This is a genomic window from Brasilonema angustatum, assembly GCF_059505445.1.
Genome location: NZ_JCACKO010000025.1, coordinates 43,630 through 60,278, shown reverse-complemented (window position 1 = coordinate 60,278; position 16,649 = coordinate 43,630). Strand labels below are relative to the sequence as shown.

Sequence of the window (16,649 nt, the reverse complement as noted above, 5' to 3'; positions counted from 1 at the left end):
CATACTTATGGTCAGATTATACTGGTCTACCTGATTGGGGTGAATTGGCAGCGATTGCGCGGAGCGCAGACGCCAAGGGCGTATCGCATTGGAAAATTTGTTTCCACATTTAGTACTTGTGAAATTGTTACTCCAGATGAAACGACTTCGACAATTGGCTCGCAAAAATGGTTTAGACCTTGCTGTCAATGGCTGGCAGTATGGATAATTGAGAATGGTGCAAGATATCAGTTTTAACGGACTTTGGCTATAAGCCTTGAACTGAAGTTCAAGGCGTACTCAGGTCGAGGTGCAAGATCTCAGTAAGCCGGTATGCGCCAAGGGCGCACGCCCAGAGGGCTAACGCGCAGCGTCTGTGCAGGAGATACGATAAATTAAGCTTTTTGGCGATTTTTGCCTAAGCCCTAAAAGGATGACTATTATTCAGTAGTAACACGTAAACTTTATATAGGCAAATAAAAATCAACCTAATTGCGACGTAACGAAGCAATCTTACAGTCTTGTTCTTTCGTGACTCGTGCGTAAATCCTATATCTAAAATTGTAGAAAAAATCAATCTGAAATTGATTTCAAATTTTTATTCAGAGGTTATAAACAAGTCAGCTTTATGGAGTCTTAAAAATTTATGTCTGTTAAGACAGTAACCTACGCTCTCGACTTTCTCGACAAGCTAAAGTATTTGCGGAACCAGGAAGTTTCCACAAGCCAGGAAACTTTGTTGTCCAACATAGAGCAGCGCGATACGCGTAGCGTCAAGCCTCCGGATTATCGCAGAGCCGATCCTGTAACAATTTTATCCAGGCGAATCGGGAACATCGCGGCGAGTGGTTCTGGAGTATCCTCCTTTGACCTAGAGCGTATTCTTGGGCGTAATGACCTGCTGCCCGTTAACTTCCTCCAAAAGGGGACGCTAGCGGCCCGTGCAGTTTGCCGGATTTGGGTTGGAAATTCGTTTGGCTCAAATGGAAGCTGGGGGACTGGCTTTCTGGTATCTCCTCGCCTGCTGATTACAAATCATCATGTGATTAAATCTGTTGATGCAGCAATGCTAGCATCAGCCCAGTTTGGCTACGAGATGGACATTAGCGGTAAAATTTATCAAGGGAAAGCTTTTGATCTGACTCCTGGTGAAGGATTCATCACCGATCCTGAGCTTGATTTTACCCTAGTCGCCGTTGCTGAAACCTCGGATGATGGAGAAGCTCAACTGGCAGATTACGGGTTTTTGCGTCTCGATCCTACGCTTCACAAGGTAGAACCATTAGAATTCGTCACCGTCATCCAACACCCGGATGGTCAACTTAAGCAAATTGCTATTCGGGAAAACAAAGTCCTTAAGATTGGTGATAACCAGGATGCCCTTAAAGACAATTTTCTCTGGTATGCCAGCGACACGGCTCCTGGATCTTCCGGTTCCCCGGCTCTCAACGATAACTGGCAGGTGGTTGCCATTCACCATAGAAGTGTAGTAGAAACTCGCACCCATGAAGGGGTTGAAGAAATTCAACTGACTAACGGCGAGTGGGTAGCCAAGGAAGAGGCAGAAAATCTAAATGAAAATCAAATAAAATGGATTGCGAATGAGGGTGTTCGGACAAGCAAAATTCTGGATCAAGTAAACAAAATCCAAACTCAACAGGAGAATTCCGCCTCCCAGTTGGTTCAAGCTTTCCTTGAAGACGCTAAGGGTATCCGCATATTTCCGAATACGACTCCCCGCGAAAGCGTGGTCACTTCAACAATCAGTACTCCTGCCCCAGTTGGAGAGACTCTCATCCAACCCCAGAGCATAAATTCTCTTAGATCCGGTACTAGAAGTTCTGGCGGAAGTGTTCGCCCACTGAGTCACTATGAAGGTCGCAAAGGTTATAATCCTGATTTTCTTGGGGTCACTATTCCACTACCAGAATTGACACCAGCAGCTTTAGCCTTTGGTCCAGTTGCACAGGTAGAAGGCACACAGGACAACATCCTCCGCTACACGCACTTCTCAATTGTCATGTGTGAAACTCGTCGCTTAGCCTTCCACACTGCTGTTAATATTGATGGCAGACAGTGGGTTGGATTGGACCGCAGCGATGACGAATGGTTTTTTGACCCCCGTATCTCCTTGGAGATGCAAGTAGGAAACGACTTTTACAGCAATGAACCTGGAGGCAACTTTTTTGATCGAGGTCATCTCGTCCGCAGACAAGATCCAATTTGGGGACAACAAAGCGAGGCAAAGATAGCCAACAGCGACACGTTCCACTTCACAAATTGCTCTCCCCAATACTTTCAGTTCAACCAATCACAGCAGCTGTGGCAGGGGCTAGAAAACTTCATCCTCACAAACACCGATCAAGATGATCTCCTAGCAACTGTTTTCACAGGTCCCATCTTCCAACAAACTGATCCAGTTCATCGCAAAGTTCAAGTTCCACAATTTTTCTGGAAGGTTGTTGTAGTAGTAGACAAACAGCGCAAGCTTTCTTCTAGCGCCTACGTTGTCAGTCAGGAGAAATTCGTTCAGAATATTCCCTTTGAGCTTCTACCTGTTGGTCAATTCAATAACTTCCAGGTGTCGGTCGCGAACCTGGAGAGCAGAATTGGCTTGAAGTTCTCCAATGAAGTCCGTAAAGCTGATGTCTTTACTGGTGACTCTCAAGGAAGGAGATTGCGAGGCTTTGGTGACATTGAGCACCCTCGCCGCTAAAAGCTCCTGTATTTCCTCTGCGTCCACCGCGAACTTTGCGGGGGGAAAATCCACACCGCAAATTCGCTCTGGTGCGGTTCATTTCTAAGTAATTCTCAGGAGGCAATGCAGTATCGTTGAGATAGGTCTTGCACCCAAGTCAAATCTGAAATGACTGCATTTCGTAATTGTGCCACTCTCGCTGATACCATTCAGCAACTAAGGGGCGGACAATAAACTTGGGTGTGGAACCTTCCTTAACATCAATACGCAGACATGAGTAAGGTCTTCGCTTTTGAGAGCCATGCCCGTTTCGACCAACAAACAGGCGAGAATGCGCCACTAACTTTTGGTTTTCCATCAAATCTGGTCCCTCACTCCGCTGTCGTCGCAGGCTATGGCCACTCCCACCGCAGACAATCCAATGAATACCAGAATCAGCACTTCCCATGTCCACGGTTTCAAGATGTTCCAAGCAGTGAGCATGACCGTTCAAGACTAAATCGACTAGCGGACGATCCCTGCGGGAAGGCGAAGCGCCTACGCCTCTGTTGGAACCTACAACTTTAGCAACTGCGCTTAGGACATCACGCAGGCGATCGCGCACTGCCAAGGTCTGTGACTGCTCCCATTTTGTTGCTTCACTTACGTAGGGAGGATGATGGAAATAAATGATTCGTCCTCGCACATCTGCGGTATTCCAAGATTTAATCAGTCTGTGCTTGAGCCATTCGAGCTGGTCGATATCGGTGACCGTTTTTTCGTCCGAGGTTAATTGCTTATCAATATCAACAATCATTTCCTCAATTTGTGATACCTGATGCTGCATATCATCTAGTTGCTCAGCTTCGCTGTGGTTATCCGGATTCAGTTTTGCTGATTCCTCCATAAATTGCATCTTCTGCCGTTCCAGTTCATCACGGCGCTTCTCCAATTGCTGGCGAGAAGCGTCTCCTTCTTGGGTTGTGGGTATGGGAAGCGGAGCATTAAACGTATTGGAATCTAATGCAAAGAAGTCAATTCCACCGTAGCGGAAACTATAGTAACGATTGGGAAGGCGGGTAAAGCGCCCTGGCTCATAGCGCAGACAGCGCCCTGTATCTGTTTTTGCGGTGTAATGTTCGTCTAGGTGACGAGCTAAATCTCCTGGAAGCATAAATGCTTTGAGGTAATCCAGAAACGCCTTTGCATAAGCGTCACCTTTCCATGAACCATGACCACCAACATCAAAGTTTAGCTTTGATGGAAATAAGTGACGTACTGGCATTGTTGCCAAGGATGCCAAGCCAAAGATAAGTGGCAAGTCATAGTAATCGTGATTTCCTGGTACGGGTAGGATTGGTTGTTTGAAAATCATCTGGTCATAAGCAATGCGCCGGTAGTCCTCTCCCCCCAGAAGAAACTCTCGGTAAGGTTTGATAAAGTTTTTCTGGTAATACTCGCTTGACCCCACCAGATAGACAACATCACCTGTATGCAACATAAAACTGCATTCTTGCTGATGGGGTTGCATCAGTTTGGCTACTTGTCGCTGAGGATTATGTCCTGGGTGTGCCCCGGAACCGCTATCACCCACAACCAAAAACGAGAATTCTGCTTCGTCAGATCTTTTATCGTCTAATACGAGCTGAGTTTGGTCAATTCCCCTTTCCATAATTGCAGGGTCTTGCCACCGCACTCGCTGCTTCATCTTGCGAATTTTGTCGGCAATTGCCGGATCGGATACGAGTTTCAACGCAAGTTTCTCCTAAATACATTTCTGATTTTAATCAGAAGCAGGTTGTTTCTCCTCAATTATCAAATTTGGTAGTCCCTCCAGTTTCTCTGTAGGTTCTTCTTCTTCGATTGACGGTACAAAGACTTTCAAACCTGCCGGGATGCAGCGAATTTCTACGGGAGTTGTTCCTAAAAGCTCTCCATCGACAACAATTTTTTGCACAGGATCAGTTGTGATTTTGAATTGTTTGGCTCGCAAGTAACCAATGTCACTTCGCTCGGCTGCATTGCCCACAGAAGCAGATTGAAACAGATGAAAGGCTGCAGCGATCGCCCCCGCCTTATTCACCGGAGCCACTATTGTTAGATCTAGCAAACCATCATCTGCGATGATTCCTGCTGGTCCCTGAGCCAAGATTGAAGAGGGAGGAGCTACATTTGCGACTGTAACTGAACCTGCAGAAGTTTTGATTACTTTTTCTTCTGTCTCAATTTCCACATCAAAGTTCTCAAAATTCCGCAGTTCTTGAAGTCCTGCAAGAATATATGCTAGAACACCAAGCCGATTTTTTGCTTGTCGGTCTGCTTTTTCTACGGTTTCTGCTTCAAAGCCAATACCTGTCAGCAATAGCATCGGACTACCGTTACAATCGGCTGCATCAACAGTCCGAGTGACTCCCCCCAAAATGACTTTACACGCACCATCGATCGTGTCAGGAATTCCCAATGCTGTGGCAAAGGCGTTTGCTGTTCCCCGTGAAATAATGCCAAACGGAATATTGCTACCCACGACAGCGCCTGCGGCTGCAGAGAGAGTTCCATCTCCTCCCGAGGCAATAATCGTATCTACACCCCGCTTAACCGCTGCACGGGCTAGTTGTTCTGCGCCGATTTCTTTAGTTGTCAGTTGAATATCCAGCTCAATTTCTGGCTCTAATATTGCCCGAATACTTGCCAAATCTTGATCTGAGTCTCCTTGACCAGCAACTGGATTAAAGATAAGGCACGCGGAACGATTCATAGGGTGTAGCTTATGGTTAATGAATAAAATATTAATTTATCATCTTAATTGACCATAGAGCTTCTCAGCTTCCATCTTGTGGCAGGTTTGTCGCTTCTTTCTTCCCTTTGGAAGACACTTCAGGCACTTACTAGATATTTTGTGATTCGATTTCTCTAGTATTTTCAGTGAACTTCAATACTCATTAAATACTGCAACTCTGCTTTTGTTATCAAAGGCAAGCACATTAAATGGATCTTTTTGATTCCCCATCTCCATCCCAGGAGTGCCTACGGGCATTTGGGGCACAGATAAGCCGAGCACGTTTGGCTTTTCTTGCAACAGTCGTTTAATATCTTGTGCTGGTACATGTCCTTCTATAACATATCCATTAACAATTGCTGTGTGGCAAGATGTCAAGTTATCCGGCACATTGTACTTTTGTTTAACAGCCTCAATGTCAGGTGTGCGAATGTCTTTAATTTTAAAACCATTTCCTTTTAAGTGGTCAATCCACCCACCACAACAGGTACAGTCGGGACTGCGATATACAGTTACATATTGATTCTGGATGTGGCTGGTAGTACTTTGAGTATTAACTACAGAAGTTGCAAAAGCAGCTTGAGCATAACTCATAGAAGCATTGCTTCCCAAGATGCCCAACATCCCAACAGTTAGACAAATCGTTACCACGACTCTAGCAACAATACGTCCCATAGTGGGACGTAACGATTTTTGCCACGAATAAATAAATTTTTTAAGAAATAGTTTGTAGGGCATTTGATTTGAGAGTTCCTAAATCCAGTAATATATATAATTTTAGTCAAATATTTTTTTTCACTAGGCTCGCAATAACAGTTGTTAACTCATCTGGATCTACAGGCTTAGACAAATGCATTTGAAATCCTTCCGAGAGCGATCGCGTCCTGTCTTCTGCTCTGGCATAAGCTGTTAATGCGACTGCTGGAATCTCCCCACCTTGATCTTTAGGCAGCATACGAACTTTACGTATTAAGGTGTAGCCGTCTTCTCCTGGCATACCAATGTCGCTTACCAAAATATCCAATTTTTGTTGCAAGATCACTCGAATTGCTTCAATTGCTGATGAAGCTGCAATTGCTTGCGCCCCACACATTTCTATCGCAGCGACGAGAAAATCTCGCGTATCAGGTTCATCGTCAACTACTAGTATTCGTACTCCATCAAGTATGGGCACAGGTGTGGAACTACACATTATTAAAGAGGCAGAATTATTTTCTTCGCTGCTCCACAACTCCCCTACTATCTTGCTTTGTTTAACAAGTGGCAACTGAACTGTAAAGGTTGCTCCTTGTCCTTCACCAAGACTTTCTGCATGAACAGTTCCACCATGCAACTCTACCAGGTGACGCACAATAGCTAATCCCAGTCCTAATCCGCTGTAGATGCGGGTTGTGGAACTATCCGCCTGTCGAAAGCGCTCGAACACATAAGGCACAAAATCAGGACTGATACCCCGCCCTGTATCCGTCACCGTAATTTCAACATAAGAGTTCACACATTCTAACCGAACTTGAACCAGTCCTCCTTTAGAAGTAAACTTTATTGCATTAGATAATAAATTCCAAACAACTTGCTGCAAACGGTCAGAGTCACCCGCTACTAAACCAGCAGCTGGATCAAAGACCCATTGCAGCTGAATTTCTTTGGCGTCAGCAGCTGGACGAACTGTTTCCAGCGCTGCCTCGATCACCCCAACCAGTTCAATGGGACGAACATTCAACCGCAGCTTACCCTGAATAATACGAGAAACATCCAGCAAATCTTCTACCAGCTGGGCTTGTGACTTAGCACTGCGCTCGATTGTCTCCATTGCGCGTGTGGTTGTGGCTGCGTCAAAGCTGCGAGTATTAAGTAACTTTATCCATCCCAGCATCGCATTTAGGGGAGAGCGTAGTTCGTGGGAAACAGTTGCCAAGAATTCATCCTTCATACGATTGGCGGCTTCGGCTGCACTTCGCGCCTCTTGCTCACGCTCAAGTAGTCGAGTTTGTTCGTCTTCAAGCCGTTTTCTTTCCGTAAAATCACGTAAAATCTTGCAGTAACCCCGTAGCTTTCCAGTCTCATCTCGTAAGGGTGTGACGATGCCACTTGCCCAAAAACGGCTGCCGTCCTTCCTTATATGCCAACGTTCATCCTCAGCCCGTCCTTCACTCACTGCTTTTGCCAGTTCTTGTTTGTCTATCCCCTTCTGCAAGTCTTCTGGTGTAAAAATGCATGACGCGGATTGTCCCAATATTTCTGATTCTTGATAGCCTAAAATACTCTGTGCTCCGAAACTCCACCCAGTAATCCGCCACTGTGTATCAAAGAACAAAATTGCGTAATCCTTGACGTTTTCCAACAGCAGACGGGAGCGTTCTTCGCTTGCTCGCAAAGCTATTTCTGCTTGCTTGCGGGCTGTGATATCAGCTAAAATGTATACAGCACCAAGAAATGATCTATGCTTATCTTGCACAGGATCTACTGTAACTGTAAACCACTGTCCCCCAGTGTGAATAACCAAGCTTTCACGATGTAGAGTTTCTTGAACACGAAGGAAGGGATTGATCTGACAGCCAGATAGTGCCGAAAGCATCAGTTCCTGATGCTGAGTGCCGATGATGTCGCTGAACGGTTTGCTCAAAAATTTCTTCATGGCTTTATTACAGCGCACGAATCGACCAGTGCTATCTAGTAACCCAACGCCATCACGAATCGAGTCGAAAGTTGTTTGCCACTCCTGCGCTCGAGATAAAGCTAAGTCCTCAGCTCGCCGAATCCTCAGTAACGCTCTCACCGTAGCAATTAACTCAATCGGCTCAACGGGTTGTGCTAAGTAAGCATCTGCACCACTATTTAATCCTTGAGCTTTGTCGCGGCTTTCAACAAAATGGGCAGATAGATGAAGCACAGGAAGGGTGGCGGTAGCTGGGTCAGATTTAATCTGATGACAAACTTCAAAGCCGCTAATATCAGGAAGCTGGACATCCAAAATGACTAAGTCGGGTTTAGCTTCAGCGATCGCCTTTAGCCCCACCTCACCCGTGTTTGCCTCTACAACTGCAAAGCCAGCGTTTCGCAACACGCGAGCGACAACATAACGATTGGTTTCGTTGTCGTCAATATGTAAGACAGTAACTAACGGCTCGGACATAGTTTTTTTAGGTATTTAAAATTAACCCAGCTTTTGTGAAGGCTTCTCGTAGTTGGGTGATCGCGACTTCCGCAGAAGGAGTCTGCTTAGAAAGAACGACCACAGTACGTTCAGCCAAATATTTTTCTTCTTCGGCTTCCAGCTGTTTTGAACTATTGACAATTACGGGAATAGTGCAAGTTGCAGGATGACTTTTTAACTGTTCTAGAACTTCCATGCCATTAAAATCTGGCATAGTTAGGTCTAAGAGAATACAAGAAGGATTTTCCACTTGAGCTAAACGAATGCCCTCATGTCCATCCGCTGCTTCAATAATCTCCAGATAAGTTGTAGCTAAAAGTTGCTTTAACACGTACCGAGATGTTGAGTCGTCGTCAATGAGTAAGAGTTTTTGTTGCTTGCCTTGTTTGACCAGTGTATTGAGTTTATCCAGCAGTAATAATCTATCTACAGGTTTAATTAAGAAGGCATCAGCTCCTTGAGCGATCGCCTGTTTCTGATTATCAACAACAGTGCTGACAATAATTGGTATGTTTCGAGTTGCTGCATTGCTCTTTGTTTCAGCTAAAAATGCCCAAGAGTTTTCTCCTTCTAGTAAAATATCCAGGATGATGGCCACTGGCTTATGCACTTTTAGTGCCTGGTTTGCAAGGAATAGTGTTCGTGCCGAAATCATCTGATAATTAGAAGAGTAAAAATACTTTTCGTAGGTAAAAATGGTTTGAGGATTGTCTTCCACAACTAGGATCGGCTGGCGACTCGGGTCAATTTGCCAAGTTGGTTGTGACATTGAGGAAGCCTCGGTAGAATCAGGAAAAAGCAGAGGGATAGAAGCAAAAAACGTTGAGCCTTTGCCGAATTCACTATTAACCCAGACGCTTCCTCCTAACAATTCTGCTAGCTTGCGCGAGAGTGGTAGTCCCAAACCTGTTCCTTTGACTTTTTTTGCGAGTTTAGACTCTATTTGAATAAATTCCTCAAAAATCCGCTTTTGATCCTGTGGTGCAATTCCGATACCTGTATCAGCTACTGAGAAAGTCACGGTGTGACCTGTCATGATTGCTGCAACTCGGACTTCACCTTGCTCGGTATACTTTAGCCCATTAGAGATGAAATTTCTGATAATTTGGGCAACTTTACCTTCATCAGTGTAAAGGGTTGGAATGCCAACAGGTTCCTCTAAAACCAGCGCCACGGAGGAGTTATGAGCAAGCAGGGGACGGAGCATTCCTCTCAAAGTAGCGAACAAATCGCTAACTTCAAACTGGCTGGAATGGACAACTGTTTTTCCAGCTTCTACTTTTGCTAAGTCCAAAAGGTCGTTGACTAAATCCAACAGACTCTGTGCACCTTTTTGAATGAACCTGACTTGTTTGTCTTGCTCGCTTGTTAAATCACCATCCATCCGCTCTAGCAAAATCCGAGACAAAGAGATAATCGAGTTCAGGGGGGTGCGAAACTCATGACTCATATTTGAAAGAAATCGAGTCTTGAGTTCATTTGCTCGTTGTAGAAAATCAGCTTTTTCATCAAGTTCGGCATACAAAGCTACGACACCGCGATTTGTATCTTCTAGCTCGCTGTTAAGATGAATTAACTGCTCCTCACGGTTGCGTAGTTCTTCCATTGCGCCGAGGAGTTCTTGGTTTTGGCGCTGAATTTCCTCAAACGGATTTTGCGGCGATCGATTTGCTAACTCATCTTGAATCTGTTGTAAGCGTTGGGGTGTCAGTTTCGCAAGCCGCTTGGGCAAACTCTTCCCCATCAAAACTTGAGTGCCCTGGTTCGATATCGACTCTATATTAAACGTATCCATCAGCCGTCGAGCACCGATAATTCCTAATCCCATCCCAGTTGTAGATGTGAATTGCCCATCTAAAATCGCTTTCAAGTTGGCAATGCCAGGACCTTTGTCTGATATGCTAATCCAGAAATTCTGAGGAGATTCGTCATCTACTGAAAATTCAACGCTTCCCCCGTTAGCATATACAAACGCATTTCGAGCAATTTCTGACACAGCAGTGGCAAGACGTGCCTGATCTTGGGTATCAAATCCCAAAGCTTGAGCAACCTCGCGTGCCATTTTCCGAGTTAAGACGACATCTCGCTCGTAGCGAATTTCCAAGGTGAGGAGAATTGTACTCATGGCAATGTATTCTCACGGATAACCAGCACGGTGACATCATCGCGAAGTCGGTAAAAATCTCGGTATAAAACGCCAGCAATTAAACTGGGATGTTTATGGATGAGATTTGGATAGCGTTCTAATCGCCATTGGGTTCCTAAACCATCGGAATGCATAATCAAAAGTCCACCAGGATACCATTGGTGCCTAAACTCATTAATCTTGCGAACTTCACACCCGACTGTTCCATTGTAGGAAACCAGATTGTATTTACCTCCAGACCAAAAAATGGAGCCAGCTATGTTACCCACCCCTGCGAAGCGAAGAGATTGATCTGCAAAGTTGATTTCTGCGATCGCCACTGCTGCTCCCCGTGTACTTCGTAAAGCTTGATGCGCTGCTGCTATAATTTCTTGAGGACTGCGATGGATATTTTCCGCAAACACTCTCACAGCTTTTGTTGATGCTTCGGCAGCTAATGGTCCATGACCTAATCCATCAGCAACGAGTACTAAACTGCGCTCTTGACTGATTTCGCACGCCCAAGCATCGCCCGAAACTTCTTCTCCCGCTTTTGGCAGGCACACTACTCCTAACTCCAGATGATTTGAGCATAAACTTTTGGGTATGGGACTAGCCCAGAGGTGACAAAGGATGGCTGTCCCCATATTCGGAATCGAATAAATATCAAAAAAACTAGAAAGACGGCTGATAGCTCCTAATCCATTTCCCGGAGTTCCCCTTGTCGAAAACCCGTCACGTATATACTCGCTGATATTGCTTATCCCGGGTCCAGTGTCCAATCCCAGGATTTCCAGACCCTGAATGTTGTGTTTGGCAATGACTTGTAGCAACAGTAACCCGTCCTTGGCATGTTGCACAAGGTTATTTGCAATTTCCGTCACCACAATACCAACTTTTCCTCGCTCAGTTTCGTTAAAACCAAGACTCATTGCTAGGGCGATCGCACTCCGTCGCGCTTCACCTGCTTGACTTGGCTCAAGAACTCGTAGGGCGAGGGTTTGTGTGATCATCTAGTTATTTCCACTTTCTAATTGTGACGCGGGTACCCTCACCAACACGGGAGACAATATCAAATTCGTTCACCAGTCGCTTTGTACCGCTCAGCCCCATACCCAGTCCACTACCAGTGGTGTAACCATCTTTGAGTGCCAAGTCAATATCTCGTATTCCAGGTCCTGTGTCCTCAAAAACAAGCTGTAGACCTTTACGCATCCCATATTGAAGTGCTTCTAGTCTAACAGTTCCACCGCCTCCGTAGTCCAATGTATTACGGGCTAGCTCACTAGCTGCTGTGACAATTTTCGTCTGATCGACCAAGCTAAACCCCAGTTTGACAGCAAACTGTCGCACCTTCTGGCGAACGAAAATCACATCTTGTGAGGATTGGATACTCATAGTTTCACACCCGTGCATATCCATCTGTGCTTCCTCCTGCACTCGCCTTCAGCGCTTTCCGCAGAAGTGCCATGCCCTTTTCAACGTTTAAGGCGGTACGAATGCCTGTTAAGGAAACCCCCAGTTCTACTAGGGTGATGGCGACGGCTGGCTGTATTCCAACGACAACGGTTTGAGCATCAAGTACCCTTGACATTTTGGCAATGTTTCCTAGGATTCTACCAATAAAGGAATCTACAATTTCTAAAGACGAAAGATCGATGAGCACCCCACGAGCATTAGTTTCACTAATGCGGTTTGTCAACTCATCTTGCAAAGTCATCACTAGGTGATCGTGCATATCAACTTGAATCGTCACTATCAGGAATTCGCCCATGTGGAGTATGGGAATGCGTTCCATAATCAAATCTCCTAACTCCTTAGCAAGCTTGTGGGCGGTTGATTGTCACCCCAAGGCGTTTTAGAGCCAATAGCAAAGCGTCCGCTAAAGTCGATTTTGTCACCACGTCTGCCAAATCTACACCAAGGTAAACAATCGTTTGAGCAATCTGGGGGCGAATCCCACTGATAATACACTCTGCACCCATTAACCGAGCTGCTGTGACTGTCTTCAGTAAATGCTGAGCTGTGAGCGTATCTACTGTTGGCACTCCTGTAATATCGATAATGGCAATTTCTGAACCCGTCTGCGCAATCATTTGTAACAAAGACTCCATCATCACCTGAGTGCGCGTACTGTCTAAAGTTCCAATAATCGGCAAAGCTAAAATACCATCCCAAAGTTTGACAACGGGTGTTGAAAGTTCCAGCAATTCTTCCTGCTGGCGACTGATAACTTCTTCACGCGTCTTTTGGTAACCTTCTATAGTTAACAGTCCCAGCTGATCTATAACAGTGGTGGCAAGCCAAGTGTCTTCAACCAGGGCGTTTGCGTCTTCTACGTGTTCCTGACGCAAATGAGTAAATAGAGGTTGTTTAAATGAAAAAATAAAGGTAGCTGTTTCCGACGGTGTAAAACCTTTTTGGGAACGGCTTCGACAAATACTGGTTAATATTTCTCGCACATCCCGCCATTGTGACGATTGCACGTTAGTCAAGTTACCCTGCTGTACCGCCTTTGTCAACAAACGGAGGAATTCTTTACACTCCTGTTGTAGTTCTGTCTCTTTGAGCAAACCTCTGCGGGTATTGTTAGCCATGAGGGCTTGCATCCAATCAGCCAACAAATCCGCTTCGTATTTCTCAATAACTTGTGGAATTTTACTTCCATTGCTCAAGCCCATACCAATGACCCCTTCTACCCGAATGGCATTTAGCCAATAATTAATATGTATTATGTATTAAGTGTCAATCATTTCGGCTTACAGGTAGACTAGCTCGCTGAAATTCCGCGTAATTGCTGAAAGAGGTAGTTCCTAAAGGCAAATATCTTCCATTTCATTATAAAGTTTGGCGGTAAGCACAAAATTCTTGAGTAGTAGTTAATTTTTGTGCAAGCAAGAATGCTATTCGCTCAAGGGCACCAGTTTTTATCAGTTTTCGGACTTCCTAACTTTTTTCCTAAGTATATGTACTTGCGACATCAACAAAAGTCAGTGGGATTCGAGACGTTTTTCAGATGTTTATCTTTTGTGAAATTCCTACGATAAATACAGTTCCAAAGGGAGCATCGCCCATAAGGATAGTGCACTCGGCGCAAATCGCAATTTTCTCTTTGTTATTTAAATAATTGTTACAGCTAAAAACAGTAAAAACACAGTTGTTGAGGAGTGCATTTCATTTAGTTTCTTGAGTTGTGAACAAAAAATTATTCCAAATTCATAGCATATATGATGACGCGTGCAAATCCCTATCCCGTTTGCAGAGCAAAAGGATGTTAAACAATGACAGAAGTTTTACTAAAAGAACTAAGTAACAGCGATATTGACTGGATGCTTGCGACAGGTATTAGGGAGGAAATGACTGCTGGTGCAGTTCTTATACGTCAAGGTCAACCCGTCAATGCATTACATATCTTATTGGATGGAGCATTGACAGTTTCCATTTCGCAGGCTGAAAACAATCCATTGGGTCGCGCTTTTGCTGCTCTTGAAGGTGGCGAAATGTCAGAGCGAGAAATCACTCGATTATCGAGTGGTGAGATGGTAGGAGAAATTCCTTTTCTAGACGCTTACTTACCTTCCACAACTGTGAGAGCGCTTAGAAAGTCGCTTATATTGTCAATTGGGCAACAGCAATTGGCGGAAAAATTACAACAAGATGTCAGTTTTGCTGCTCATCTTTATCGAGCGAGCGCGATTCTGCTTGCAGATAGACTAGAGAGGATAGTGAGTCAGCTTGGTCATAGCACACTCGTCTTTGCCCAGCCTCAGTTAAGAGAAATTCTATTTATTTTTGCACAGTTGCATGATAGTGATATTGATTGGCTGATGAATGCAGGTTATGTAAACAGAATTCCTGCTGGCGATATCCTCATCCATGCAGGAAGACCTGTGGAAGCGCTACATATCCTACTGGATGGAAAAATTACACTTTCTGCCTTTGATGATGAGCGTAATCCCTTAGCTCGCGCCTTTTCAAGCTTGGAAGGTAGCGACACTCCAGAACGTGAGTTCGCTAGATTGTCTCGGGGCGATATGGTAGGAGAAACGCCTTTTGTAGACGCTCGCCCACCCTCTGTTACGGTAAAAGCGCTGGAAGACTCGCTTGTGTTGTCAATTCCTCGATGGCGACTTGCCGCAAAACTACTGCATGATACGAATTTTGCTGCGCGTTTTTATAAGGTGCTTACGGTTTTGCTAGCAGACAAACAACAGGCAATAGTCACTCGGCTTGGTTACGGTAGGCTCATTTATAGCACTGGTCAACCCTTAGATAAAAGCTGCAAATATGAAAATGAACTAAGTTCAGATTTTTTGGCTCAGGTGGCATTGGCTGGAGCCAGATTTGACTGGATGTTGAAAAGAATTCGTGGTAGTTGAATGCTGAGGGTAATGGCTAATAATAAAAGCCAACTAATAATTATAAGACAGTATCAATATGGTTAGTCCACAGAACAATCTATTTCGCAAAAAAGCTTTAGAGCATTCGTCTTCTCCGGAACGGCTCGATCAGCTCATGCAAGTTGTTAGCCCTATGAAGTGGCTACCTTTGGCTGCTCTAGGCTCATTAGTAGTAGCGGGGCTTGCATGGAGTATTGTAGGTCGTATCCCAATTACGGTTACCGGTCAGGGGGTGCTTGTTTTTCCTAGCAAGGTTATAGCGTTTCAGTCACCAACCTCAGGTCAATTGCAAACAATAAATTTACGTGTTGGGGACTTCGTTAAGAAAGGACAAGTGCTGGCAACAATTGGTCAAGGGGAACTACAAAAGCAACTTTTGCAGCAACATGCCAAGCTAGTGGAACTAGAAACACAAAATCAGAATGCTGGCTTGCTTCAAGATCAACGTAGTGAACTGGAAATGAGGGCGATCGCACAACAACGCCTCAGCTTACAGCAACGCCTTTTGCAAGCTCAATCTTTGAGTCCAATTATCAGAGAAAAAGACATCGGCGCTATTAAGCAGCAACGACAAAACCTACAACAACGCATACAAGAAGCTAAAGCTCTGACTCCTACTCTTAAAGACAGACTTGCAAGACGTAAACAGCTTAAAATTCAAGGAGCGATTTCAGAAGACACATTGCTTGAAGCACAACAAACTTACTTGGATGGTATCAAAAAAATCGCTGATTTTGAAGACCAGTTGAAGCAACTAGATATCAATCAGGTTCAAGCAGAAAAGTCCTACCGCGAAAATCTTAGCCAAATTGCTGATCTTAAAACCCAGTTAAAAGAATTAGACAGTAAAGAAAAAACTGTAGCTGAGCAAAATTTCCAATCTTCAATCACCCGAAAAAATGAGATTCAGGAAGTAAAGCGCAATATTGCTCAGCTCCAACTGCAATTAAAAAATAACAGCCAGATAACAAGCGAGTATAGCGGACGCATTTTAGAAATCATTGCAACTCCTGGACAAGTTTTGAGTCCGGGAACCCGCATTGGAACTATAGAAGCACAACAGCCATCTGCAAAGCTAGTTAGTATCGCATTTTTGCCAGTCAGCGAAGGCAAGAAAATTAAAAAGGATATGAAGCTGCAAATTACACCCTCTACAGTTAAGCGGGAACGCTTTGGCGGCATTGTGGGAACAGTTACCAAAGTCTCACCCTTTCCGATTACTAAAGAAGGTGCTTCTAATCTGGTAGGCAATCCTGAAATCGTGGAAAGTCTCATATCTCAAGGTCCTCACGTCCAAATTCTCGCCGAACTTCAACCGGACACCTCCACCTTCAGCGGCTACGAGTGGTCTTCTTCCAAAGGTCCACAGATGAAAATGTCTCCTGGAACGACTACCTCTGTGCGAGTCACCGTAGAGGAACAAGCCCCGATTACGTTTGTCTTTCCCATTCTCAGATCTTGGAGTGGTATTTATTGAACAATTCAAAATAGAAAATTCAAAAAAAGCAATTTTTGATTTTTAGAACTTACGCACGAGT

At 44.6% G+C, this 16,649-nt stretch carries 13 protein-coding genes; 4 read left to right on the top strand and 9 right to left on the bottom strand.

Annotated elements, in window-relative coordinates:
• Positions 1–237 (top strand): hypothetical protein (locus tag AC5JM2_RS06505; protein WP_495834087.1); only part of this gene is annotated, 237 nt, incomplete at its 5' end.
• Between the two features lie 388 nt (positions 238–625).
• On the top strand, positions 626–2,695 hold the full coding sequence (locus AC5JM2_RS06500) for a DNA/RNA non-specific endonuclease (protein WP_495834086.1): 2,070 nt from the start codon (positions 626–628) through the stop codon (positions 2,693–2,695).
• Positions 2,696–2,834: 139 nt separating this feature from the next.
• Here the strand turns inward: AC5JM2_RS06500 and AC5JM2_RS06495 are convergent, their stop codons facing one another.
• From AC5JM2_RS06495 to AC5JM2_RS06455, 9 genes are all read right to left on the bottom strand, one after another.
• Positions 2,835–4,409: a metallophosphoesterase family protein gene (locus tag AC5JM2_RS06495; RefSeq protein WP_495834085.1), complete on the bottom strand. Its 1,575-nt coding sequence runs from the start codon at positions 4,407–4,409 to the stop codon at positions 2,835–2,837.
• A 30-nt stretch (positions 4,410–4,439) separates the two neighbouring features.
• Complete coding sequence (locus tag AC5JM2_RS06490) at positions 4,440–5,411, bottom strand: YegS/Rv2252/BmrU family lipid kinase (protein WP_495834084.1); 972 nt, start codon at positions 5,409–5,411, stop codon at positions 4,440–4,442.
• 174 nt (positions 5,412–5,585) lie between these two features.
• Positions 5,586–6,170: a DUF411 domain-containing protein gene (locus tag AC5JM2_RS06485; protein ID WP_495834083.1), complete on the bottom strand. Its 585-nt coding sequence runs from the start codon at positions 6,168–6,170 to the stop codon at positions 5,586–5,588.
• Between the two features lie 43 nt (positions 6,171–6,213).
• Entirely contained in the window at positions 6,214–8,565 is a 2,352-nt protein-coding gene (locus AC5JM2_RS06480) for a hybrid sensor histidine kinase/response regulator (protein WP_495834082.1), read from the bottom strand.
• Positions 8,566–8,572: 7 nt separating this feature from the next.
• Positions 8,573–10,711 carry an ATP-binding protein gene (locus AC5JM2_RS06475; protein WP_495834081.1) on the bottom strand — a complete coding sequence of 713 codons (2,139 nt, stop codon included), beginning with the start codon at positions 10,709–10,711 and terminating at the stop codon, positions 8,573–8,575.
• Positions 10,708–11,724: a SpoIIE family protein phosphatase gene (locus AC5JM2_RS06470; protein ID WP_495834080.1), complete on the bottom strand. Its 1,017-nt coding sequence runs from the start codon at positions 11,722–11,724 to the stop codon at positions 10,708–10,710. The genes AC5JM2_RS06475 and AC5JM2_RS06470 overlap by 4 nt, the downstream gene beginning before the upstream one ends.
• Before the next feature lie 4 nt (positions 11,725–11,728).
• Positions 11,729–12,109, bottom strand: a complete 381-nt coding sequence (locus AC5JM2_RS06465; protein WP_495834079.1) for an anti-sigma regulatory factor — start codon at positions 12,107–12,109, stop codon at positions 11,729–11,731.
• A gap of 4 nt (positions 12,110–12,113) precedes the next feature.
• Positions 12,114–12,509 carry an STAS domain-containing protein gene (locus tag AC5JM2_RS06460; RefSeq protein ID WP_495834078.1) on the bottom strand — a complete coding sequence of 132 codons (396 nt, stop codon included), beginning with the start codon at positions 12,507–12,509 and terminating at the stop codon, positions 12,114–12,116.
• Between the two features lie 19 nt (positions 12,510–12,528).
• Entirely contained in the window at positions 12,529–13,392 is an 864-nt protein-coding gene (locus tag AC5JM2_RS06455; RefSeq protein WP_495834077.1) for an STAS domain-containing protein, read from the bottom strand.
• Positions 13,393–13,992: 600 nt separating this feature from the next.
• Between AC5JM2_RS06455 and AC5JM2_RS06450 the strand changes: the two genes are divergently transcribed.
• Together AC5JM2_RS06450 and AC5JM2_RS06445 are read left to right on the top strand one after the other, a co-directional pair.
• Complete coding sequence (locus AC5JM2_RS06450; RefSeq protein WP_495834076.1) at positions 13,993–15,090, top strand: cyclic nucleotide-binding domain-containing protein; 1,098 nt, start codon at positions 13,993–13,995, stop codon at positions 15,088–15,090.
• 58 nt (positions 15,091–15,148) lie between these two features.
• Entirely contained in the window at positions 15,149–16,588 is a 1,440-nt protein-coding gene (locus tag AC5JM2_RS06445; RefSeq protein WP_495834075.1) for an NHLP bacteriocin system secretion protein, read from the top strand.
• The last annotated feature ends 61 nt before the right edge of the window (positions 16,589–16,649 follow it).